Genomic DNA, 24,948 nt, shown 5'->3' with positions numbered 1-24,948 from the left:
GGGCCGTTCACATGATTGTGGTGACAAACTCGGCTATCTAAAAGCGTTTGTTGAATATGGAATGAGACATCCTGTCTTAGGTACTGATTTTAGTACTTTTATTGCAAATTTACAGCAATAACCCCTCTAACTTATTTACGCTTAAATGAATATTTCATCATGAGAAAAATAAGAAAATTTTTCAAAAATCCCGGTATTTTTTTTCGGGATCATCTGAATAAGCGATATCCCGTTTTTAGAAATGAAATACTATGCCGTGAGGAAGAAGAGAGCATTCTGATGCGGCATGATTTGGCGATTGAAGAAAAAATTATTGTTAACTTCCCGGTCGATGTGGTATTCACATGGGTAGATGACAAGGATCCTATTTGGGTCGCAAGCTATAACCATAGTAGGGAAACATACTTTGGAGATACGGGACTGCATGGCAAAGACCCATCAAGGTTTAGCAATCATGACGAATTAAAATATTCCCTACGCTGTGTTATTAAATATCTACCGTGGGTTAGAAACATTTTTATCGTTACTGATAATCAACGTCCTGCATGGTTAGATATTAATTATGATAAACGTGTCAAAATTATAGATCACCGTGAAATCATTCCTGAAAAATACTTGCCAACTTTCAACTCTCATGTGATTGAAGCTCATCTTCACAGAATTAAAGATCTGGCAGAGCACTTTATTTATTTTAATGACGATGTCTTTGTCGCTCGCCCTCTTCCAGTCGGGCATTTTTTTAAAAATAATGGAAATGCATCTCTCTTTGTATCCCAAAAAAGTTTAAATACGATGCATAAGAAAGGAATCGTGACACCGACACTTAAAGCATCCCTTAGAGGAAGAAAGTTGCTAGCAAGAAGATTTAATGGTGAATTACTCGATTCGCCATTAGTACACACCTATGTTCCTTTGCGTAAAAGTCTTTATCATAAATGTTGGGAAGCGTTTGAATATGATATAACTTCGTTTTTATCAAATAAATTTCGCTCTGATAATGACCTTAATTTGGCTACGTTTCTGGTTCCTTGGTTTGCTTATTTAGACGGCTCAGCTATATTGGCAAGAGACATTTGCTATTATTTTAATATTCGCTCACCAGCTGCCGCTGGATATTTCAATGCACTAGAGGCTTCTAAAAAGAACAATACATTACCGCATTCATTTTGTGCAAATGATTTCAATACAAAAGATAAAAGCGCCAACGTAAGTAATGAAAAAATAAAACTTACATTGCAACAATTCTTCTCAAGTGAAAATCAACATGTTTAAAAGAAAACTTCAAAAACTAATTCGTGACCCAAAATTATTTTTTTCCGACATGGCTATTAAGCAAGGTAAAAAAATTGGCGTGCTTAAACCTAAGAAAAATAATGGTCATTTCCAGTATACTGTAGTTTCAGCTGTTTATAATGTAGGGCGCTACCTTGAGGATTACTTCAAAAGTATCATCGAACAAAGACTAGATTTCTGTAAACATATCCATTTAATTTTGGTAGACGATGGATCAACTGATAACTCAGCCGAAATAATTAAGAAATGGCAAGTACGCTTCCCTAATAATATAACTTATATATTTAAAGAAAATGGTGGTCAAGCATCAGCTCGTAATCTGGGAATGCAATCAGTCAAAACTGAATGGGTGACATTTATTGACCCAGACGATTTCGTTGACATTGACTATTTCCATCAAATTGATAACTTAATGTATAAAAATGGAGAAAAAAATCTCTCCATGCTTTCATGTAATTTTATTTTTTATATTGAAGATAAAAATACATACAGCAATACTCATCCATTAAATTTTAGATTTAAAGACGGTGATAAAATTCTTCCTGTCATGCAGATGGACAAAAATCCACAATTGCATGTAAATTCTGTTATTTTCAAACGTGATACAATTATTGAGAATGGCATATTATTTGATGATCGAATCAAACCTAATTTTGAGGATGGTCACTTCGTTGCTAATTATATACTTGCAACACAAGAAAGCTCGATAGCTTTCTGCTCTAAAGCAAAATATTTTTATAGAAAGCGTTCTGATGGAAGCTCATCTTTAGATACGTCTTGGGAAAAAATCGGAAAATATACCGATGTGCTTGAGCATGGGTATTTGGATTTATTGGAAAAGTATAATAAGCTTGGTGAAGTTCCAAAATCGATTCAGTGGACTGTTCTATATGATTTAATTTGGCATTTTAAAAGAATAGTCCAACACCCAGAAAAATTAAACATTCTCGATGAAAATCAGAAAGAACGTTACTTTAACTTAATTGAACAAATCTTTAAATTTATAGATTCTAAGCAAATTATTGAATTCAACCTTGGAGGCGCATGGTTTTATCATAAAGTAGGTTTATTAGGTCTATTTAAAAACCAAGAGCCACCGTTCCAAATTGTATATGCAGAACAGTACGACTTTGTCAAGAACCAAGTGTTATTGCGTTATTTTAGCAGCCAGAACGATATTGAAAGAATCACAATTGATGACAAAGACATTATTCCTGATTTTGCAAAAACAATAATGCATGATTTTGTTGGAAGAACTTTCTGCTACGAACGTCGCCTTTGGGTTCATCTTCCAGATGGAGCTAAAGAAGTGAGAGTTGATATTGGTTCTGTCCCAACGAAATTATCTTTGGGGGGGCGTCAGTCAGCTAAGGGCATTTCAGTTAAAGACCTCAAAGGTTACTTTAAAACTTCCATACCAAAATTCGAGGTTGACACTCAATTTTCAGGTGCATGGATTTTTATGGATAGAGATGTCCAGGCCGATGATAATGCTGAACATTTGTATAGATACGTTAAAAATCAATATCCCGATCAAAATATATTCTTTGTTTTACGTGAAGATTCTCATGACTGGGAGCGCCTTGAGGCTGAAAACTTCAATCTAATTAACTTTGGTAGCGATGACCACAAAAAAGCCCTACAAAGCTGTGCTAAAGTGATTAGCTCACATGCGGATCATTACGTCACAAATTATCTCGGTAAAAATATGTTAAAGGGAAGACATTTCATTTTCCTACAACATGGTGTGACAAAAGACGATCTTTCAGCATGGCTGAATTCTAAAGAACAGATCGATTGTATAATTACCACATCGAATCCTGAAAGAAACTCTCTTTGTGCTAATGGAACCAGGTATAAATTTACTGAAAAAGAAGTAGCCCTAACAGGTTTTCCTCGACACGATTTATTGTTAAATAATAAAGAGAAAAAATCTAACACTATACTCTTTATGCCAACATGGCGAAAAAATATTATTGGCAATAGAATTTCTGGAGGGAGTGAATTTGAATATAATGATGAATTTGTTTTATCTGAATTCTTCAAACATTGGCAAAGCGTTTTAACATCACCATATTTAAAAGAAATTGCTGAAAAACACAATGCAAGCATCGTCTTTTTCCCTCACGCATATATTCAACCCTACATTGAATTATTTACGTTGCCAGAACACATAAAAGTAATGAACCACGTAAATGAGAGTATGCAAAAACTATTTACTGATGCAAGCATATTGGTAACTGATTACTCATCTGTTGCTTTCGAAATGGCCGTGCAAAAAAAACCAGTCATTTATTATCAATTCGACGAAGAAACATTCTTCTCCGGAACTCATAATTATGTCAAAGGTTACTATGACTATCGTGAACATGGTTTCGGCCCAGTCGTCATGCAAGAAAGTGAACTATTCGATGCTTTAAAAACACAACTTGAACATTACTGTCTGCCTGATGACAATATGTTAGCACGCATGGATTTAGCTTTTCCTTATCAAGATGGAAAAAATTGCGAACGTACTTATGAAGCTATTATTGCGCTTGACGCACCTCGAGAATATAACTTCATAAATGTTTCTTTATTAATTGATTACGCACAAAATGCAAGCACCAGTAAAATATGGTCTTTAGCTGAAGAACGTTGGCAAAAAGTACATGTATTGTATGATGAAAAGCATCATGCCTGCGCTTGCATGAATTTAGTAACTGCATTACGCATGCAAGGCAAATTCGAAAAAGCATTTGTTTATCTGGACGAAAGCGATGCATTTTTCATCGCTAAAAATATTCCAATCCCTCTTGAATCACAGCTTGAACGAGTTGAATTATATATGGCTGTGGAAAATTGGACTAAGGCTGAACAAATATGGTCACAATTGCAAGAAAGCCGGAAGGGATACCGGCCTCTACGACACTTAAATTGTTTAACTTCTATGGCCGATTGGAATGCGATTCTAAAACTTACATCACATCCATTATTTGTAAACTTACCGTTACATGTACAAGCTGTAGGTTATGCTACTGTTCACAAAGCGCGTGGAGAATGGAGAGAGGTTATTAATAAGCTCTCACCTATCCTAAAAAACTTTGATGAACAATCTCTCTATGAATTAAAACCTCAGTTGTTACTGGCACATGCGTATCGTGAACTTGGAATGTATGATAAAGCCGATGAATTCATAACTAAATATGAAAAATTATCAAAGGCAGAATTGACGTGCTTTTATGAAATTATATTACTAGCTGCAGCACGTGGCGATTTTAAAAAGTCAGTAACGCTAATTGATAAAATGTTCGTATCTTGTAATGACTTGCCGGAAGCATTAGCCGTATGTTTGGTACAATCATTGCGACAGCTTGGAAAGTATGATCGCATAGACAATATTGGTTCATTTTTATTGACTAAATATCCTAATAATATGCAATTACTTTGTGAGTGCGGCCAAGTGGCGATTTTACAAAAGAAATGGTCTGAAGCGATTTCTATATGGAATAAAGGTATAGGTAAAGTGCTTGATGCACCATATAGATTAGCTTTGGCATATAGAATGAATGGGCAAGTCGAACAAGGTTTTAGCACCTTACAACAATCTGAAATTCGCACTCCGAATGACTTGGAAGAATGGAAACTTATGGCTGAACTTGCAGAGCTTACAGGGCATTGGGATGAAGCCGTGCGATGCTGGAGAGGTTTAATTCGATACTATCCAGAGATAGAAGCGAAGGAGTATTGGCATCGTTTAAGTTCAACTCAAATGATGCTAGCAATGACTCAATTATCTACATTAGAAAAAATCGATTGATTAGATAATTCACCAAACATACAGGGGCCATAACAGGCCCCAATATTTTAAAACTGTCGACGATGATAAATCCTTTGAGCGAAACTTTAACTTATATTCAACCACCAGAAATTAAACGACAGAAAGTCACGGTTGTTGGTTCTTGCGTAAGCAGGGATTGCTTTAATAGTAAATTTAACCCTGACTGGCGAAAATATTTTGACTGTAATGTTTCCGCCCAACAAAACTCTATTATTAGTTTAGTTTCTAAACCTTATATTCATGAACTTGATTTAGAGAATTTGTCAGAATGGGAAAAACGCGAAGTAATTTATGAGAGTAAAAGACAGTTTTGGGTCGATTTAGAAATTTACCAACCTGACATTATTATCGTAGACCTTTTTTCTGAGGTCAGATTTCCAGTAATAAATTTAGGTGAAACTTATATTACTGACAACAGCTGGAAAATCGGAAAGGCTAATGGTTACAACTCATTATCTAATTTCAGTAGACTTTCTTTAAAAGATAATAACGAACAATACTTGATGATATTTGAAGATGCACTAACTTCATTTCGTGAGAAGATTTTAGAAATCTGCCCAAATGTAAAAATATTTTTGAATGCTCCTGAAGCAGCTTATCGATACGTTGATGGCAATACAATATCAAATTTTGATAATGATCAAGTTACCAATTTTAATCTTTTGTGGCACCAAGTTAATAAAAAATTCATTGCTACTTTTAATCCAACAGTAATTGCTTCATCATCATCGATGGTTATTGGTGATTCCTCACATCCATGGGGGAAGTATTTCGTACATTATGCCCAATCTTTTTATACTCATTTTTTAAATAGTCTTCTACACAATCTTAATGTTAGAAGGCGAGACCGCGATATTATATATGACTCTGGCGCATTCCAGATAAGTGCGTTTTATAATTGCAAACTCAACTCTCGCAAATGGGCAAAGGGTTCATTAAATAGTAATGGAAGAGTAGTCTTGATTGATGCTGGAGTGTATCAATTTGGATATTTATTAAACGCAGCAATGCTTAGCCGCGCAAACGGATATGTTCAGTCGGGCCCATATCACCTTGAATTAGTTGCAGAACATCACTATAACTCAGCAATATATGGTGGTTTTTTAGTTGACCATTATGGACATTTTTTACTTGAGAGTTTGTCCAGATTATGGTCATTATCTATTTTAGATGAGCCAATATTATTTCAAACTCCTGCAGGTCTTAATAAAGTATCATCTTTACCAAAATATATGCAGGAAATATTTGCCATCTTGGGTATTTCTGAGAGAGTTATATTAGTTGATCGACCAATTTCAGTGGAAACTCTTTACATCCCTGATGCAGGCAACATACTTGATGGCTTTATCTCTAATAAATTCCTGCAATCAATTACAAATAAGTCAAGCAACTCCCCTTTAGCGAAGAGTGATTTGATATACCTATCTCGTTCTAAATTGGACTCCGGTGTAATTACAGATGAATCAAAATTTGAAAACATTTTAAAGGAAAGTGGATTCAAAATAATACATCCTGAAACCCTGTCTGTTAAAGAGCAAATTGATATAATCTCTAATAGCAAAATTTTGGTTGGATTTGTAGGGTCTGCATTTCATACAATGGTACTATGCCCTAACTTACCAGAAAAAGTCATTTATCTTCAACGTATGAAAGATTTAAATGTCAATTTTAACGAAATTGATCGTCGGCTTGGAGTAAACGCGTTGTATATCGACGCTGTAATTTCTGATCATGGGCTTAAAGGTGTTGGTAATGTTGATTTTGAAAAAATAACCAAGAAATTATTTCAAGAAGGAATAATAGGTTAAAACCTTAAAAATAAAAACTTGGTCTCATCATATTTTAAAGAGATCAAATAGCTCCTAAATGTATTTTTAAAGGTTAAAAATGATACAGTTGCGTAATGACTGAAATCATCTTAGGTATTGACTAAAGTCAATAGTAAAATAATCTTTGTGAAAGCTCATTGTTATTCTTGAATCCTATACAAAAAAGTAAAAAACGCTTATGAAAATCCTTGTAACCGGTGGAGCCGGTTTTATCGGTTCTGCTGTTGTTCGCCATATCATCCGTGACACACAGGATGCGGTGATCAACCTTGATAAGCTCACCTACGCGGGGAACCTTGAGTCGCTGGCTGATGTCGCAGCAAGTGACCGTTACACCTTTGAGCAGGTGGATATCTGCAACCGCACGGAGCTGGATCGGGTCTTTGCTACCCACCAGCCGGATGCGGTAATGCATCTGGCCGCCGAGAGCCACGTAGATCGCTCTATCACCGGCCCGGCCGATTTTATCGAAACCAATATCGTCGGTACCTATACGCTGCTCGAAGCGGCCCGCGCCTACTGGAGCGAGCTGGATGAAACCCGCAAGCAGGCGTTCCGTTTCCACCATATCTCTACCGACGAAGTGTATGGCGATCTGCCGCATCCGGATGAAGTGAGCGCGGGCACTGCGTTACCGCTCTTCACCGAAACCACCCCGTACGCGCCAAGCAGCCCTTACTCGGCGTCGAAAGCTTCCAGCGATCATCTGGTGCGCGCGTGGCGTCGTACCTACGGTCTGCCGACTATCGTCACCAACTGCTCCAACAACTACGGCCCGTATCACTTTCCTGAGAAGCTGATCCCGCTGGTGATCCTCAATGCGCTGGACGGCAAAGCGCTGCCGATCTACGGCAAAGGCGATCAGATCCGCGACTGGCTGTACGTTGAAGATCACGCCCGGGCGCTCTACACCGTAGTAACCACCGGCGTGGTGGGCGAGACCTACAACATCGGCGGCCACAACGAGAAGCAGAACCTCGACGTGGTGCACACCATCTGCGACCTGCTCGACGAGATGGTGCCGAAAACCGGTTCCTATCGCGACCAGATCACCTACGTGACTGACCGCCCGGGCCACGACCGCCGCTACGCCATCGATGCCAGCAAAATGAGCCACGAGCTGAACTGGCAGCCGCAGGAGACCTTCGAGTCCGGCATCCGTAAAACCGTGCAGTGGTATCTGGATAACCAGCAGTGGGTCAACAACGTGAAAAGCGGCAGTTATCAGGACTGGATCGCGAAGAACTACCAGGAGCGTAACTGATGCATATTCTGCTGTTCGGCAAAAATGGCCAGGTGGGCTGGGAGCTGCAGCGCGCCCTGCTGCCGCTGGGTCGTATTACAGCGGTGGATTTTGACTCTACCGATTACTGCGGTGATTTCAGCAATCCGGAAGGCGTGGCCGAGACCGTGCGTCAGTTGAAGCCGGACGTGATCGTCAATGCTGCGGCCCATACCGCGGTGGATAAAGCCGAGAGCGAACGCGACTTCGCCGAGCTGCTCAACGCCACCAGCGTTGCCGCCATCGCCAAAGAAGCCGAGGCGCTGGGTGCCTGGCTGGTGCACTACTCCACCGACTACGTGTTTAACGGCTGCGGTGAAAAACCCTGGGTAGAGACAGACCAGACCACGCCGCTGAACGTCTACGGCGAAACCAAGCTGGCGGGCGAACAGGCTGCCGCGCTCTGCTCGCGTCATCTGATCTTCCGCACCAGCTGGGTCTATGCTGCCCGTGGCGCCAACTTCGCCAAAACCATGCTGCGTTTTGGTAAAGAGCGCAGCGAGATGTCGGTCATTAACGATCAGTTTGGTGCACCGACCGGCGCAGAGCTGCTGGCCGACTGCACGGCCCATGCGATCCGTATCGCGCAGGATAAACCCGACGTTGCCGGGCTTTATCACCTGATCGCCTCAGGCACTACCACCTGGTTCGACTATGCCCAGCGGGTGTTCGCGACCGCTCGCGCGGCGGGCGTTGAGCTGGCTGTCACTCAGGTGAACGCAGTTCCAACCAGCGCCTTCCCGACCCCGGCTAAGCGTCCACATAACTCACGCCTCGATACCAGCAAGTTCCAGCGCACCTTCGGGATGACGCTGCCGGACTGGACGATCGGCGTTGATCGCATGCTGGCTGAAATTCTTGGAAAGTAAACGCATCAAGGTATGCTATGCGTGCCTTGTTTTAGCGACACGGACCTTTGTCAGGGAGCGGCTTTTTTAGCTTCCCTTTACAGCAATCAAACAGATGGTAGTGAGGGCGTTGCGCCCCTCTACAGCAAAACAGAAGAATTGAAGGATTATGAACAAGCGTAAAGGTATTATTCTGGCCGGTGGGTCAGGGACTCGTCTCTATCCGGTCACCATGGCGGTGAGCAAACAGCTGCTGCCAATCTACGACAAACCGATGATCTACTACCCGCTGAGCACCCTGATGCTGGCTGGTATCCGCGACATCCTGATCATCAGCACCCCGCAGGATACGCCGCGCTTTGAGCAACTGCTGGGCGACGGCAGCCAGTGGGGCCTGAACCTGCAGTACAAAGTGCAGCCAAGCCCGGACGGCCTGGCGCAGGCCTTCATCCTCGGCGAAGAGTTTATCGGCGGCGACGACTGCGCGCTGGTGCTGGGCGACAACATCTTCTACGGCCACGACCTGCAAAAACAGCTGGAAGCCGCCGCAGCCAAACCTGCGGGCGCCACCGTCTTTGCCTATCATGTACACGATCCTGAGCGTTATGGCGTGGTGGAGTTCGACCGTGAAGGCACCGCGATCTCCCTGGAAGAGAAACCGCTGGAACCGAAGAGCAACTATGCGGTAACCGGTCTCTACTTCTATGACAACCGCGTGGTTGAGATTGCCAAAAGCCTGAAACCGTCCCCGCGCGGCGAGTTGGAAATCACCGACGTGAACCGCATCTACCTTGAGCAGGGCGATCTGTCGGTCGCCATGATGGGCCGTGGTTATGCCTGGCTTGATACCGGCACCCATGAGAGCCTGATTGAGGCCAGCAACTTCATCCAGACCATTGAAACCCGTCAGGGGCTGAAAGTGGCCTGTCCTGAAGAGATTGCTTACCGTCTGAAGTTTATCGATGCCGACCAGGTGCGCAAGTTAGCTGCGCCGCTGGCGAAGAATGCTTACGGGCAATATCTGCTGAAAATGCTCAAGTAGTCACCATTAACACCTGGGGCGTCATGCCCCATTTATCAATCAGGCCGTAATCATGAACGTAATTCAGACCGCAATCCCCGACGTCTTTATCTTTGAGCCAAAAGTGTTTGGCGATGACCGTGGCTTTTTCTTCGAAAGCTTTAACCACCAGCAGTTCGAAGCTGCCATTGGCCTCAGCGTCAACTTCGTGCAGGACAACCACTCTAAATCCTCAAAAGGCGTTCTGCGTGGCCTGCACTACCAGCTGGCGCCACATGCGCAGGGCAAACTGGTGCGTTGCGTGGCGGGTGAAGTCTTCGACGTGGCGGTGGATATCCGTAAAAGCTCCCCGACCTTCGGTCAGTGGGTGGGTGTGCATCTGTCTGGCGAGAACAAGCGCCAGCTGTGGATCCCGGAAGGTTTCGCCCACGGCTTTATGACCCTGAGCGACTCCGCAGAGTTCCTGTATAAAACCACCAACTACTACGCGCCGGAGAGCGACCGCGGCATCCGCTGGAACGATGAGACCATTGGTATTACCTGGCCAGAAATCGACAGCGAGATCCTCACCTCCGCCAAAGACAGCGTTGCCAAATCCTTCCCTGACGCAGAGTACTTCTGAGTCCCACGCCCCGCAGTGACGCGGGGCGTTTTCTGATGCACAGAGCGCACATGACATTCTATACAGGTTCAGCCGGGATCCTGGCGCGAAAAGCGCAGCTTGAGCCGATGCTGGGCCACCCGTTACACGCCTTTAAAACCAACACAGAACTGGCGCAAGACGATGTCCTGGTCGGCTGGGGCCAAAAAGCCAATACCCGCCAAATCAGACAAAAAGCCCACGATCTAGGCCTGCCGTACTGGCAGCTTGAGGATGGCTTTATCGGGTATATTGGCCATCCCGCCAGGGGGGGCAAAGCCGTCTCCCTGATCGCCGATCCTGTGGGAATTTACTACGATGCCCGCCAGCCGAGCCGCCTTGAAGAGCTGATCGCGACCCCCTGCGATGACAGCATGCTGGCGCGTGCCGAAACGCTCACAGCTGAACTGCTGCGTCTCGGCATCACCAAGTACAACTGCTATACCGCAGATAGCGGCCTGCCGGATACGCTGACGGCCCGCCTGCATAGCGACCCGCGCCCTAAAGTGCTGCTGATTGACCAAGTGGCAGGGGATCTCTCCATTCCTGGTGCGCTGGCAAGCGAAGAGGATTTTGTCGCAATGGTGGCGGCGGCCCGCCGTAATCACCCCGATGCCCGCCTGCTGCTGCGTACTCACCCGGATACCCGGCTGGGTAAAAAAAGCGGCGTGCTGGCGCGGCTGGCGCTGGACGACGTGGAGGTAGTGGCCGAACACTGCCATCCCCACGCCCTGCTGAATAGCGTAGAGGCGGTTTATACCGTCTCCTCCCAGATGGGCTTTGAAGCGCTGCTGCTCGGGAAAGCGGTCCACTGCTTCGGCATGCCGTTTTACGCGGGCTGGGGGCTGACCCACGACAGCAAAACCTGCCCGCGCCGTCAGGGGCCGATCGCCCTGCCCCAGCTGGTGGCTGCGGCGCTGATCCTCTACCCGCGCTATCTGGACCCGATCCTGGGCCAGCGCTGCGAAGTGGAACAGGTGCTCGACATTATTGCCGGTCAGCAGAGCCCAGCCCCGCGCTATCGCCGCCTCTATATGGTGGGCTTCTCGCTGTGGAAGCGCGCCTTTATGCGCGCCTTCTGCCAGCCGCTGGCCGAAGAGCTGCGCTTTGTGCGCAAGCTGCCTGAAACGCTGGCCGACGACGAACAGGTGCTGGTGTGGGGCAGCCGCCATCCTGAACGCCAGAACGCCATCCGGGTGGAAGATGGTTTTATCCGCTCCCGGGGGCTGGGCTCAAACCTGTGCCGCCCTTCGTCGCTCTCCATCGACCCGGTGGGGATCTACTTCGACAGCCGCCGTCCAAGCGGGCTGGAGCAGTTGCTAAATCAGCATGAGCTTACCGACCAGGAGCTGGCTCGCGGCGAGACGCTGGTGGATCTGCTCCGCCAGCATGGGGTGAGCAAATATAACGTTGGCACCATCAAACCGTTCACCCCACCTGCTGATGGCCGTTCGCTGGTGCTGGTGGTGGGCCAGGTGGATGGCGATGCCTCGATCCTCACCGGCAGTCCGGTTATCCGCAGCAACGAAGCGCTGCTATGGGCGGTACGTGACGCCAGACCGGAGGCGCACATCCTCTTTAAACCGCACCCGGACGTGGTGGCGGGCAACCGGGCCGGGGCTATCTCTGCCGAATGTCTGGCCCACTGCGTTGACAGCCAGGTGCTGGATCTCGGCCTGACCAGTCTCTATCCCCATGTGGATGAGCTGCACACCATGACGTCGCTGAGCGGCTTTGAAGCGCTGGTGCAGGGGGTGAACGTCACCACCTGGGGCCAGCCGTTCTACAGCGGCTGGGGACTGACCGAAGACAGACATCCTGCCCCGCGTCGTCAGCGCCCTCTGCCACTGGCGGCGCTGGTCTATCTGACCCTGGTGGCCTATCCGCGCTATATCGACTGGCAGAGCGGGCTGTGGATGAGCCCGGAGCAGTTGATACGCCAGTTGGCCGCGCAGGGTCACTCCTCATCGCAAAAAGCCAGCCGCTGGCAGCGCTGGCAGCGCTGGCAGTTAAAACTGAGCTATCTCGCGCAGACGCTTCGCTAGCGAACGATTTATCCTGATGTATTAAAGAAAAGCGGTCATCAAGCCGTTAATCACCTGTCTCATCAACGGAACGGATCTGGGAAAAGAAATGGAAGAGCAAGCCATACGCCATTTATTAAATGGCCGCCGATATCTTTTATTACAAGGACCGATGGGCCCCTGCTTTGCACGTCTGGCGACCTGGCTGCAGCACAACCACCGCGAAGTGAAGCAGGTCTGCTTTAATGCCGGAGACGCCTGGTATGCCGCAAAAGAGACGTCGCTGCACTACACCGGCCCGGTGAAAAATTTTGCCTTCTGGCTGCGCGATCTGCACAAAGAGTACGCCTTCGACACCATCGTCTGTTTCGGGGATTGCCGCCCGATGCATGTCGAAGCGAAGAAGTGGGCGCGCGGTAAAGCCATCGACTTTCTCGCCTTTGAGGAGGGGTATTTCCGGCCATTTTATATCACCCTGGAAAAAGGCGGCGTGAACGCCTTCTCCTCGATGCCCATCGATGCGAAATACTATCGCGAGCAGCCGCTGCCGGAGCTGAAAACCCCGACGCCATGGAAGCCCAGCGCCTTTAACCGTGCCGCCCACGCCATGCTCTACTACGCGGCAGGCTGGTTTGGTCGCCATCGCTATCGCGGCTACCGCCACCACAAGTCATTCTCCCCGTGGTATGAGATGCGCTGCTGGGTCCGTGCCGGCCGTCGTAAGCTGTGGTATCGCTGGAAGCAGCGCCACATGTTGAGCCATATCACCGAAACGCTGGACAACGCGTACTACCTGGCGATTTTGCAGGTCTACAACGACAGCCAGATTATTCACCACAGCCCGTATAAAGATGTGCGTGACTATATCGAAACCGTGATCCGCTCCTTTGCCCGCCATGCGCCGAAAGAACACCATCTGGTGTTCAAGCATCACCCGATGGATCGTGGTCACCGCTATTATGGTGTGCTGATTAATACGCTGTGCGAGAAGTACGGCATTACGACAGACCGGGTGATCTATATCCACGATCTCTCCCTGCCCGCCCTGCTGACCCATACCCGGGGGGTGATCACCGTTAACAGCACTGCGGGGCTGTCGGCGCTGATCCACAACAAGCCGCTCAAGGTGATGGGCAAAGCGCTGTATGACATCGAAGGCTTAACCTGGCAGGGGCCGTTGAACCAGTTCTGGCAAACGGATTTCGCGCCTGACAAACAGCTGTTCCACCGTTTTCGTACCCACCTGCTCTACAACACGCAGATCAACGCCGTGTTTTACGGTAAGTCCGACTGGCTTAACGTCCCGACCGAACTCCCCCTGCCGGATTCTATTATCGATTCCGAACTCGAACGCTAATTCACCACTCTGCCGGGGAGATTGCCCCGGCGGATCCGATCTGCCCCTCGCTTTTATCCCCTCGTTGTAAAAATAACTAATGTTTATCCCTAATCTGGCCGGGTGATGCTGCCAACTTACTGATTTAGTGTATGATGGTGTTTTTGAGGTACTCCAGTGGCTTCTGTTTCTATCAGCTGTCCCTCCTGTTCAGCTACTGACGGGGTGGTGCGTAACGGCAAAAGCACTGCCGGACATCAGCGCTATCTCTGCTCTCACTGCCGTAAAACATGGCAACTGCAGTTCACTTACACCGCTTCTCAACCCGGTACGCACCAGAAAATCATTGATATGGCCATGAATGGCGTCGGATGCCGCGCCAGTGCCCGCATTATGGGCGTTGGCCTCAACACGATTTTACGTCACTTAAAAAACTCAGGCCGCAGTCGGTAACCTCGCGCATACAGCCGGGCAGTGACGTCATCGTCTGCGCGGAAATGGACGAATAGTGGGGCTATGTCGGGGCTAAATCGCGCCAGCGCTGGCTGTTTTACGCGTATGACAGGCTCCGGAAGACGGTTGTTGCGCACGTATTCGGTGAACGCACTATGGCGACGCTGGGGCGTCTTATGAGCCTGCTGTCACCCTTTGACGTGGTGATATGGATGACGGATGGCTGGCCGCTGTATGAATCCCGCCTGAAGGGAAAGCTGCACGTAATCAGCAAGCGATATACGCAGCGAATTGAGCGGCATAACCTGAATCTGAGGCAGCACCTGGCACGGCTGGGACGGAAGTCGCTGTCGTTCTCAAAATCGGTGGAGCTGCATGACAAAGTCATCGGGCATTATCTGAACATAAAACACTATCAATAAGTTGGAGTCATTACCGCCTCTTTCTCTATCGTCCATTTCAGCGCTCCTTTTTTGGTTCCCAGACTTTATAGCCGTTACGTTCAACCCCTGCTTTTGCCGCTTTGGTTTTACCCGGTTCTGCTATCGAACGTAGGAGGATCAGCGTTTCAATAGCGAGTGATTCATGCAACATCATCTGTCCTGCCGGTGGGAATGTTACGCCAGATAGCGTTTCGGTTATTGCCTTCAGCTCATCGCGCAGTGAGCCAAAATCCGCATCTGAAGCACGGTCAAAAAGGTAATCCAGTTTGCGATTTACGTCGCTCAGCTGGTTGGTAACTATTTTCAACCCGGACTCCAGATCACCTGGGCCAGCTTCAAGGCAGCGCCGCAGATACTCTGACCGATTACCACCTGAAACCAGGTCTATATAGGCCAAAAGTTCATCTGATACTTTTGCGGTTATTGTTGGCATTCAGTCCTCACTTTGTGCATTTTTTAAACGAAAAAAGGGTGTCTAATACGGTGAAATCATAGTATTACCAAAGTAATAAATAAAAAATTCTTTAAATCAGTAAGTTAGATTGGATTTGTAATACCTGGGTAATACCGCAGCATGGCTAAATTTGGTTTTTTTTCTTTTAAATCATTGTGATAGCGTTATTTATCACGCTGCGTTAGGTGTATAGCAGGTTAAGGGATAAAAAATCATCTTTTTTTGGTAGGGCGATCTCCGTAGGTTAAGGGTCATTTGGCTAAAAAGCGTCCTATTCTTTGATGGTCATGCTTGCATGACCATCTGAGCAACCAAAAACTACAGATAAACTACAGCTAAACTACAGATAAACTACAAAAAACGTTTTGCCTTAGTGTTGGAAGACTACAAATAGACTACAATAAAACTACAAAGAAACTACAAAAAACGTGACAGACTACAAATAGACTACAATAAAACTACAGATAAACTACAAAACTCGATTGACCCCTTCTTACGAGTGTTGTAGAGTCATTTTCATACAACGGAGGGGGTTATGAATAAACCAGCAGATCTGAAACCCCGCAACTTATCGGCTGCTGTCAGATTGCGCCTAAATGAAATCGAGAACTGGCTGGACAGAGGGCTAACGCGGCATGAAATTGCTGAAATCCTCGACAGCGAATACAGCTTTTCGGTAACAGCCAAAGGGCTTGAGATGGCACTGTATAGAACGCGGCAAAACCGAAAAAATGTATTGCACAATACACATGATAAGAGTAGCGCGAAGGGTGCAGCGGAAAGTGTATTGCACAATACACAACCGTCTGAGCCTGAAGCGCAGGAAAGTAAAAAAGCAGAGAGTCCCGGCATTATTGATAAAGAATTCTTCAAGAAAATCGGTGAGAATTTCGACCCTAAGAAGTTCAACAAAAAATTCTGAGGTGATTTATGAAAGTAGCGGTAATTAATTACAGTGGCAGTGTTCGTAAAACCTTAATTTCATCTTACCTGTTAGCCCCGCGCCTGACTGGTGCAAAGTTCTATGCGGTAGAGACTATCAACCAGTCTGCTTCCGATCTGGGTATTGAAAATGTGACCAGTTTTAAAGGTGACGACTTCTCACGTTTGATTGAGGGGTAATGACTCCAACTTACTGGTAGTGTTTTATGTTCAGATAATGTCCAATGACTTTGTCATGCAGTTCTCCCTTCAGGCGTGATTCATAAAGCGGCCAGTCATCCATACCACGACCTCAAAGGCCGACAGCAGGCCCGGAAGACGCTCCAGCGTGGCCAGCGTGCGTTCACCGAATACGTGCGCCACAACCGTCCTCCGTATCCTGTCATACGCGTAAAACAACCAGCGCTGGCGTGATTTAGCGCCGACGTAACCCCACTGTTCGTCCATTTCCGCGCAAACAATGACGTCACTGCCCGGTTGTATGCGTGAGTTTACCGACTGCGGCCTGAGAGGCGGTGTAAGTGAACTGTAGCTGCCATGTTTTACGGCAGTGAGAGCAGAGATAGCGCTGATGTCCGGCAGTACTTTTACCGTTACGCACCACGCCTTCAGTAGCTGAGCAGGAGGGACAAGTGATGGAGATGGAAGCCACTGGAGCACCTCAAAACCACCATCATACACTAAATCAGCAAGTTGGTAGCATTACCCAGAACTGGACAGAATAGGCTGTATGTCTAACTTCTGGCCACAGATATAATCGAGCCAGCAGTGCTCGCCGCAGCCGAGCGACAGGGCGAAGCCCCGAGTGAGCGAGGAAGCACCATGGAACAGTACTCATAAATTCTGCATACGCTCAATGCCTGCAAAATCACCTCCCATAGGGGTTATCCACTTATCCACGGGGATATTTTTATAAGATCTTTTTAAATAGTTGTTAGATTTTTATTTTTAGAATGCCCACAGGCCTTTATCCATGCGGGTTCCAGAGAGGTATCTGTGACAAAACGCCCTTTCAGTGTGACAAATCACCCTCAAATAGCCGCCATTTCTGTGACAAGTTGCCCTTAACCCTGTGACAAATTGCCCTCAGGAAGCGTTGCTTTTCACAAAGTTATCCATCCCTGTTGACTCTGTTTTATGAAGTGTGACAATCTTAAAGTCTGTCACACTTCGCATGGACCTGTCATGGCGGAAATAGCGGTTATAAACCATAAAAAACGTAAAAATAGCCCGCGGATTGTCCAGTCTAACGAGCTGACTGAGGCGGCATATAGTCTCTCCAGGGATCAAAAGCGTATGCTGTATCTGTTCGTTGACCAGATCAGAAAATCCGACGGCTCCCTGCAGGAACATGACGGCATCTGCGAAATTCACGTTGCTAAATACGCTGAAACATTCGGGCTGACCTCCGCTGAAGCCAGTAAGGATATACGACAGGCTTTAAAAGGTTTTGCGGGTAAGGAAGTGGTTTTCTATCGACCTGAAGAGGATGCCGGCGATGAAAAAGGGTATGAATCCTTTCCCTGGTTTATTAAACGTGCGCACAGCCCATCCAGAGGGCTTTACAGCGTACATATCAACCCATATCTGATTCCCTTCTTCATCGGGTTACAGAACCGGTTTACGCAGTTCCGGCTCAGTGAAACAAAAGAGATTACCAATCCGTACGCCATGCGTTTATACGAATCTCTGTGCCAGTACCGTAAACCTGATGGCTCAGGTGTCGTGTCCCTGAAAATCGACTGGATCATGGAACGCTACCAGCTACCTCAAAGTTACCAGCGTATGCCGGACTTTCGCCGCCGTTTCCTGCAGGCAAGTGTTGACGAGATCAACAGCCGGACACCAATGCGCCTTTCTTACATCGAGAAAAAGAAAGGCCGCCAGACGACGCATATCGTATTTTCCTTCCGTGATATAACCTCCATGACGATTGAATAGTTGAGGGCTATCTGTCACAGATTTAAGGGTGGTTCGTCACATTTGATCTGGAAAGTTGAGGGTGATTTGTCACAGTTTTGCTGTTCCCTCCCTGGCATCCTGCGCTTACTCATAGTTTTTTTGGCTGTAACCGGTAGTGGAGCCAGAATTGAGGGCAATTTGTCACCCTATCCTGAGGGTAGTTTGTCACACTAGATTTTCTCCCTCTTCCCGGGTAATGGTGCCAACTTACTGATTTAGTGTATGATGGTGTTTTTGAGGTGCTCCCGTGGCTTCCATCTCCATCAGTTGTCCCTCCTGCTCAGCTACTGAAGGCGTGGTGCGTAACGGTAAAAGTACTGCCGGACATCAGCGCTATCTCTGCTCTCACTGCCGTAAAACATGGCAGCTACAGTTCACTTACACCGCCTCTCAGCCCGGTACACACCAGAAAATTATTGATATGGCCATGAATGGCGTCGGATGTCGCGCCAGTGCACGCATTATGGGCGTTGGCCTCAACACGATTTTACGACACTTAAAAAACTCAGGCCGCAGTCGGTAAACTCACGCATACAACCGGGCAGTGACGTCATTGTTTGCGCGGAAATGGATGAACAGTGTGGTTACGTCGGCGCTAAATCACGCCAGCGCTGGTTGTTTTACGCGTATGACAGGATACGGAGGACGGTTGTTGCACACGTCTTCGGTGAACGTACTATGGCCACGCTGGAGCATCTTCTGAGCCTGCCGTCGGTCTTTCAGGGCGCGTAGTTCCTTTTAAACACCAGTTCTGTATCTCTTTTAAAGATCCTTTAATAAATCCTGTAAACACATAACCTCTTCATCGCCTACCCTGTGGACAGGCTCCGGAGAATGCCCGCCCTTGCAGCGACCTGACGGTCGCGCCGGTTCGGCAACATCAGAAAGAGCTCCCATCGCTTCGCGAAGGGCCCCGACCGGAGAAGCAAATTAGTTACAGCATTCAAAAGGAAGTTCATCATAAAACCGGCGCCGGTTTGCCGGCCAAGTGCCCCTCCCCACCACTGAAAAGCGCCGCCGCCCCCGGCCGAAGGCCGGGGAACACCATCGCTTTTAATGATGGGTGTTGTAACTATTCTTCTTCATCGCTGTGAGTGGAGCTGTGGTCAGTTGTTTAGTACACGCTCGTAAGCGGCCCTGCGGCCCGCTAACGCGGAGATACGCCCCGACTGCGGCTGTCGCCTTGTCGGGACCACTCCGACCGCGTACAGAGGCGTCTGAGCTGTTTTAAGCGGGTATGGCTTTGCAGCTACCGTGTTAAGTTTCCTGGTGTCGCTGAAATAGTTGATGAACATCCCCCTAAGCGTCAGCAGCAAGCTGCCGCCGCTAAGGCCCCGGAAATCACGCCCTTTACGTCGTAAACGCCGTAAAGCCCGCTCACCGGGGTTAAAAGGGATTACCTTAACTTCTTCGTTGCTGTTAGCCGGTTAAGGCTAACTAGGGCAGGGGTGGGCAGGCAGAATTTATAGCCCTGTAACCGGCTATGCCGGGCTTTCGGCGCCATTTGACTCCACAGACACATGTAACCTCATCTGGCGCCTCCATGCCGCTGACGCGGCATCCGAAAGCATCCCGATGCTGTAGGCTTTAACGTCTGCTTTGTACCATGAACGGACATTTCGAATTAGCCTCACCATGGACATCTGAACCTAGCTTTGACAAGGGAAGGTGCGAATAAGCGGGGAAATTCTTCTCGGCTGACTCAGTCATTTCATTTCTTCATGTTTGAGCCGATTTTTTCTCCCGTAAATGCCTTGAATCAGCCTATTTGGGGTCAGTTTGGATATAGAGAATTATTGTACGGTAAGCCTGTTTTTTGAACAGGCTTACCTGTAGCAATAGGGTGTACTCCCGCGCTATACAGCGTTTTCAGGGGATTTTGTCTTAATCGGATAACCTAAATGCGATACAGCAAGAGCGACAACCTAAAAGCGATAGCCAATGACGATAAATCAATCACTTACGCATCCGAATTGGTTAAATAATGTGCTTAACGTACAAAAATTTCCGATCTCCAAACTGACCCCTAAATAGGCTGATTCGATGTGTTTGCGGGAAAAAAATCGGCCCAGATCCGCGAAATTTTAATCAGCGAGTCAGCTTGGGAAGAAATGACCTGCTTATTCGCACCTTCCCTAGCCAACACCTTTCTGCCATTCGGCTCCCGTTTCCTGATCGCATTTAACAGTGTGAAGCTGGCGCCGGGTTATACAGACAGCTGCAGTCTCATCCTGCCGGGCTAAACCTGCAGTACACAGGGGAACGGATACCGTCAGGTAACATGACCGTCTCAGCACCCGATTGAGATTTTCGTAAGGGATATAGAGCGTTACTGAAAAATTGACTGTGGCATGTTATCCCCCATGGAATGGTGAACAGACCAGGGATTACCCCCATTAAACCCGCATTCCGTAGTCAATATCTGCGTATCATGACCCGAAATCACATATGACAGTCAATATTGTTCGATCCGGGCAGACATGATAGAGAATAAATATTGACTGCGGTATGCGTGATGCATATCACAGTCAATGGAATGTCCTTAGCGGCATACGGCAGTCATGATATGCATATCGCAGTCAATTTTCTGGCTTCATCGCTGAGAGGGCTTCAGCCAGTTTAAGAGGATCGATGCCAGCAGCCTTCAGCGCCTTAATGACTTCGTCATAATTTTGCTCTGGCGCCTTCTCTTCTTCCTCTTTGCGCGGAACCTTCACAGGACTACTGATGAGTTTGGGGTTGCGATAATGCACGCTGAAATAGGTGGCTCGGCCACGTTTAAACTCGGTGTAATCCAGATAACCAATATCCCGCAGCTGCTCCATCGCCTTACGCACCGTGTGGTTCTGCGTATAGACATTTGAGGTGAGATTCAGCCGGTCACGCATCCGTTTCATGGAAATAGGTGCAGGATTCTGGGGAAGACTTTCGATGTAGGTATAAAGCGCCTGGGCTGATTCCTTGCGCTGCAGGGCGTCAATGGCTTTCAGCCGCAGCAGTACCCTTCTGTCCATGTGGTAAAGCTCAAACAGCTTAGGTTCAGCCTTGATCTCAACGATATCCTCGTTGATGTCATAATAGGCTGACTGCACCAGATGGGTGGTCCATCCTTTGGTCTCGCTCTGGAACTTCAGCGTAACCGAGGCGAGTTTAAACAGGGAATTACTGATGCGATCGCGCATTTTTTTGTTTGAACGACGGGAGTCAAATCCGCACATCTTAACGAATTCGACGAACGACAGTTCCAGGGTGTCACTTTTTACCCCATACTCCGACATGGAGCGAATTATCCCCAGCCAGACTTTAAAATCCGTGTCCATATCAAGACGCGAACCGGTGATCTTAACGTCAGTGTATCCTTCGCTTTTGGCAATGGCCAGCTGTACAAGCTCCTCAGTCGCGTCTGTAACGTTTTTCCGGTTCGCCTTGCTCTTCCCTGTTGATTTCAGAGTTGGGACGAAGAGACCGAGTCTCATGAGCGCTACTGGCTGCACGGTACTGGTGCTGTTGACATCCAGCTTAACAACTTCACCGGTTGTCTTATCAACTTCCTGAAGGTTCAGAAGTAAGCTATTATTTTCGCTCGTCATCTTGATCCTCAACGGTTATCCACAAAAGGATGTAGTAATACGTATCGCAGTCAACGGATATACATACCTCAGTAAATACCGTTGCATATCACAGTATTAGATTATGCATATAACAGTCAACATTTTACATTCCGCAGTCGATCCAGACAGACGTTAAAGCCAGTTACAGCGCATGCTGGAGCGATCCGGGGATCTCTTTTGGATCTCACTATGATCTCCTTGGGATCAATTATTGGATCGAGACCATGAATAACCCAGATACAAGGCCGGAAGCGCCACACCAGATATCCAGAACCCTGGCCTGATTTTCCTGAATACGCTCTGGAAGATTGAGATCTACAGGTACAACAATGAAACATTGACTGCGGTATGCTGAGTCGTCTTTCCTACAGATGCGGTAAGCATCATACCATAGTCAATATATTACATACCGCAGTCAATTTCATTATAACTGGCTGATCCCGAGTCATCTTTAGCAACCCGACGTACGTGCAATCTGTGAGTTCTGTGATTTTCCGCTTCCTCGCCGCTTTCTCACTGTGTGAGATCGCTTACTGCGGCGAGCGGCAGTGATTAATATTGACTGCGGTATGTACTCTTTTGTAATCCCCTGCGTTCTTTCATTACCCAATGTGGTTCACTTTGCACTTTTTCGTGTGCTTTGCGATTTTATTGTTGCTTTGCAATAAATTCCAAGATTTAATAAAATAATGCAAAGTGATGATTAAAGGATGTTCAGTATGGGACTCATGGATACACTCAACCAGTGTATAAGTGCTGGTCATGAAATGACGAAAGCAATCGCCATTGCACAGTTTAATGATGACAGTCCGGAAGCCCGGAAAATAACCCGGCGCTGGAGGATTGGTGAAGCGGCAGATTTAGTTGGCGTGTCATCTCAGGCTATCAGGGATGCCGAGAAAGCTGGCCGGCTGCCGCACCCTGATATGGAAACCCGTGGGAGAGTTGAGCAACGCGTTGGTTATACCATCGAACAAATCAATCACATGCGGGATGTATTTGGTACACGACTGCGCCGTGCTGAAGATGCGTTTCCGCCGGTGATTGGCGTTGCAGCTCACAAAGGTGGTGTTTACAAAACCTCAGTATCCGTTCACCTGGCTCAGGATCTTGCTCTGAAAGGACTCCGTGTTCTGCTTGTTGAAGGCAATGACCCACAGGGAACTGCTTCTATGTATCACGGATGGGTGCCCGATCTTCATATTCATGCTGAGGACACTCTCCTGCCCTTTTATCTTGGGGAAAAGGATGACGCCAGCTACGCTATAAAGCCCACCTGCTGGCCTGGCCTTGATATCATCCCGTCCTGTCTGGCACTGCACCGCATTGAAACCGAGCTGATGGGGAAATTTGACGAAGGCAAATTACCTGCTGACCCGCACCTGATGCTCCGTCTGGCCATTGAAACTGTCGCTCATGATTATGACGTGATAGTTATCGACAGTGCACCCAACCTTGGTATCGGTACGATAAATGTTGTATGCGCTGCTGATGTTCTGATTGTCCCTACTCCGGCAGAGCTGTTCGACTACACCTCCGCACTGCAGTTTTTCGATATGCTACGTGACCTGCTTAAGAACGTGGATCTTAAAGGCTTCGAGCCAGATGTCCGTATTCTGCTTACCAAATACAGTAATAATAATGGCTCGCAGTCCCCGTGGATGGAAGAACAAATTCGGGATGCCTGGGGAAGCATGGTCCTTAAAAATGTTGTGCGCGAAACGGATGAAGTCGGCAAAGGTCAGATCCGTATGAGAACCGTTTTTGAACAGGCTATTGATCAACGTTCTTCAACCGGTGCCTGGCGTAATGCCCTCTCTATCTGGGAGCCTGTTTGCAATGAGATTTTTGATCGTCTGATTAAACCACGCTGGGAGATTAGATAATGAAGCGTGCTCCTGTCATTCCAAGACATACCACACTTACTCAATCGACTGAAGATACTTCATCACCGGCGCCGGCCGCGCCGATGGTGGATTCATTAATTGCGCGCGTGGGTGCTATGGCCCGCGGTAATGCAATCTCTCTTCCGGTATGTGGACGGGAAGTAAAATTTACCCTTGAGGTGCTCCGGGGAGACTCTGTTGAGAGCGCTTCACGCGTATGGTCAGGCAATGAGCGCGATCAGGAACTACTTACCGAAGATGCTCTGGATGATCTCATTCCTTCATTTTTACTGACCGGTCAGCAGACTCCAGCTTTCGGCCGCCGGGTTTCTGATGTCATAGAAATTGCCGACGGCAGCCGTCGCCGTAAAGCCGCAATCCTGACGGAAAGTGATTATCGCGTTCTGGTTGGTGAACTGGACGATGAGCAGATGGCTGCATTGTCCCGACTGGGTAACGATTATCGGCCGACGAGTGCTTATGAACGTGGCCTGCGTTATACAAGCCGGCTGCAGAATGAGTTTGCAGGAAATATTTCTGCGCTTGCCGATGCGGAAAACATTTCTCGTAAGATCATTACCCGCTGTATTAATACGGCCAAACTGCCTAAATCCGTTGTTGCCCTGTTTGCACATCCTGGAGAACTGTCTGCCCGGTCAGGTGAAGCCCTTCAGAAGGCTTTTGCAGATAAAGAAGAATTACTGAAGCAGCAGGCTGAGACTCTCCACGATCAGAAGAAAGCGGGACTAATCTTTGAAGCTGAAGAGGTCATTAGTCTTTTAACATCCGTACTGAAACAATCTCCCGCATCAAGAGTTAATCTGAGCTCACGTCATCAGTTTGCTCCAGGGGCAACAGCATTGTATAAGGGCGATAAAATGGTGCTTAACCTGGATAGGTCCCGCATTCCTGCGGAGTATATAGAGAAAATAGAAGCCATTCTTAAGGAGCTTGAGAAACCAGGAGTCTGATGCGGACACGCTTTAGTCTACGGTGATCTCCCTTTACTTCATTTCCTTTCTCACAGGCCAGAAAACATAACTGGCCTGAATATTCTCTCTGGGACCACGGTCCCATCTGTATCGGCGGTCAGGTTATCTGCCT

At 47.4% G+C, this 24,948-nt stretch carries 16 protein-coding genes and 4 pseudogenes; 17 read left to right on the top strand and 3 right to left on the bottom strand.

The features are described 5' to 3' along the window. The 11 genes and pseudogenes from KCR01S_RS25710 to KCR01S_RS24595 form a co-directional block, all read left to right on the top strand. Positions 1-121 (top strand): annotated as a pseudogene (locus tag KCR01S_RS25710) (UTP--glucose-1-phosphate uridylyltransferase); the annotation flags it as partial. 38 nt (positions 122-159) lie between these two features. Next, entirely contained in the window at positions 160-1,272 is a 1,113-nt protein-coding gene (locus KCR01S_RS22010; RefSeq protein WP_061285065.1) for a stealth family protein, read from the top strand. Further along, on the top strand, positions 1,265-5,092 hold the full coding sequence (locus KCR01S_RS22005; protein ID WP_061285064.1) for a CDP-glycerol glycerophosphotransferase family protein: 3,828 nt from the start codon (positions 1,265-1,267) through the stop codon (positions 5,090-5,092). Before KCR01S_RS22010 ends, KCR01S_RS22005 begins: the two co-directional genes overlap by 8 nt. Before the next feature lie 74 nt (positions 5,093-5,166). After that, positions 5,167-6,921 carry a DUF6270 domain-containing protein gene (locus KCR01S_RS24980; protein WP_167348848.1) on the top strand — a complete coding sequence of 585 codons (1,755 nt, stop codon included), beginning with the start codon at positions 5,167-5,169 and terminating at the stop codon, positions 6,919-6,921. 199 nt (positions 6,922-7,120) lie between these two features. Then, positions 7,121-8,206 (top strand): dTDP-glucose 4,6-dehydratase, encoded by a 1,086-nt coding sequence (gene rfbB, locus KCR01S_RS21995; RefSeq protein WP_061285062.1) that lies wholly within the window; start codon positions 7,121-7,123, stop codon positions 8,204-8,206. After that, the gene (gene rfbD, locus KCR01S_RS21990; RefSeq protein WP_061285061.1) at positions 8,206-9,093 is read left to right on the top strand and encodes a dTDP-4-dehydrorhamnose reductase; all 888 of its coding nucleotides are present in this window, start codon (positions 8,206-8,208) and stop codon (positions 9,091-9,093) included. Before rfbB ends, rfbD begins: the two co-directional genes overlap by 1 nt. Before the next feature lie 148 nt (positions 9,094-9,241). Beyond that, on the top strand, positions 9,242-10,114 hold the full coding sequence (rfbA, locus tag KCR01S_RS21985; RefSeq protein WP_032175614.1) for a glucose-1-phosphate thymidylyltransferase RfbA: 873 nt from the start codon (positions 9,242-9,244) through the stop codon (positions 10,112-10,114). A gap of 52 nt (positions 10,115-10,166) precedes the next feature. Further along, complete coding sequence (gene rfbC, locus KCR01S_RS21980; protein WP_061285060.1) at positions 10,167-10,715, top strand: dTDP-4-dehydrorhamnose 3,5-epimerase; 549 nt, start codon at positions 10,167-10,169, stop codon at positions 10,713-10,715. Positions 10,716-10,765: 50 nt separating this feature from the next. After that, positions 10,766-12,778 carry a capsular polysaccharide biosynthesis protein gene (locus KCR01S_RS21975; protein ID WP_061285059.1) on the top strand — a complete coding sequence of 671 codons (2,013 nt, stop codon included), beginning with the start codon at positions 10,766-10,768 and terminating at the stop codon, positions 12,776-12,778. 88 nt (positions 12,779-12,866) lie between these two features. After that, positions 12,867-14,114 carry a capsule biosynthesis protein gene (locus KCR01S_RS21970; protein WP_032180184.1) on the top strand — a complete coding sequence of 416 codons (1,248 nt, stop codon included), beginning with the start codon at positions 12,867-12,869 and terminating at the stop codon, positions 14,112-14,114. Between the two features lie 156 nt (positions 14,115-14,270). Then, a pseudogene (locus tag KCR01S_RS24595) lies at positions 14,271-14,968 on the top strand (IS1-like element IS1A family transposase). A 37-nt stretch (positions 14,969-15,005) separates the two neighbouring features. Here KCR01S_RS24595 and KCR01S_RS21955 read toward each other — a convergent pair. After that, on the bottom strand, positions 15,006-15,422 hold the full coding sequence (locus tag KCR01S_RS21955) for a hypothetical protein (RefSeq protein ID WP_047721960.1): 417 nt from the start codon (positions 15,420-15,422) through the stop codon (positions 15,006-15,008). 556 nt (positions 15,423-15,978) lie between these two features. Here KCR01S_RS21955 and stbA point away from each other — a divergent pair. Together stbA and KCR01S_RS21945 are read left to right on the top strand one after the other, a co-directional pair. Then, a complete protein-coding gene (stbA, locus tag KCR01S_RS21950) occupies positions 15,979-16,365 on the top strand; it encodes a plasmid stabilization protein StbA (protein ID WP_006796897.1) in 387 nt (128 codons plus the stop codon). Between the two features lie 8 nt (positions 16,366-16,373). Then, entirely contained in the window at positions 16,374-16,565 is a 192-nt protein-coding gene (locus KCR01S_RS21945) for a hypothetical protein (RefSeq protein WP_000861580.1), read from the top strand. 10 nt (positions 16,566-16,575) lie between these two features. Here KCR01S_RS21945 and KCR01S_RS24585 read toward each other — a convergent pair. After that, positions 16,576-17,037: pseudogene (locus tag KCR01S_RS24585) on the bottom strand (IS1 family transposase). Positions 17,038-17,570: 533 nt separating this feature from the next. Between KCR01S_RS24585 and repE the strand changes: the two are divergent. Both repE and KCR01S_RS24975 read left to right on the top strand, forming a co-directional pair. Beyond that, positions 17,571-18,326, top strand: coding sequence for a replication initiation protein RepE (repE, locus tag KCR01S_RS21940; protein WP_000807690.1), 756 nt, complete (start codon positions 17,571-17,573; stop codon positions 18,324-18,326). Positions 18,327-18,594: 268 nt separating this feature from the next. Next, positions 18,595-19,067 (top strand): annotated as a pseudogene (locus KCR01S_RS24975) (IS1 family transposase); the annotation flags it as partial. A gap of 1,859 nt (positions 19,068-20,926) precedes the next feature. Here KCR01S_RS24975 and KCR01S_RS21925 read toward each other — a convergent pair. Then, on the bottom strand, positions 20,927-21,937 hold the full coding sequence (locus tag KCR01S_RS21925) for a RepB family plasmid replication initiator protein (RefSeq protein WP_000200069.1): 1,011 nt from the start codon (positions 21,935-21,937) through the stop codon (positions 20,927-20,929). 740 nt (positions 21,938-22,677) lie between these two features. Between KCR01S_RS21925 and sopA the strand changes: the two genes are divergently transcribed. Further along, positions 22,678-23,844, top strand: coding sequence for a plasmid-partitioning protein SopA (gene sopA / locus KCR01S_RS21920; protein ID WP_000523812.1), 1,167 nt, complete (start codon positions 22,678-22,680; stop codon positions 23,842-23,844). Then, the gene (locus tag KCR01S_RS21915) at positions 23,844-24,815 is read left to right on the top strand and encodes a ParB/RepB/Spo0J family plasmid partition protein (protein ID WP_001698877.1); all 972 of its coding nucleotides are present in this window, start codon (positions 23,844-23,846) and stop codon (positions 24,813-24,815) included. The genes sopA and KCR01S_RS21915 overlap by 1 nt, the downstream gene beginning before the upstream one ends. Positions 24,816-24,948: the final 133 nt, after the last annotated feature.

It is taken from the genome of Kluyvera cryocrescens NBRC 102467, assembly GCF_001571285.1.
GTDB lineage: Bacteria > Pseudomonadota > Gammaproteobacteria > Enterobacterales > Enterobacteriaceae > Kluyvera > Kluyvera cryocrescens.
The sequence above is the reverse complement of the archived record's forward strand: the minus strand, read 5'-3'. Positions and strand labels throughout refer to the sequence as shown.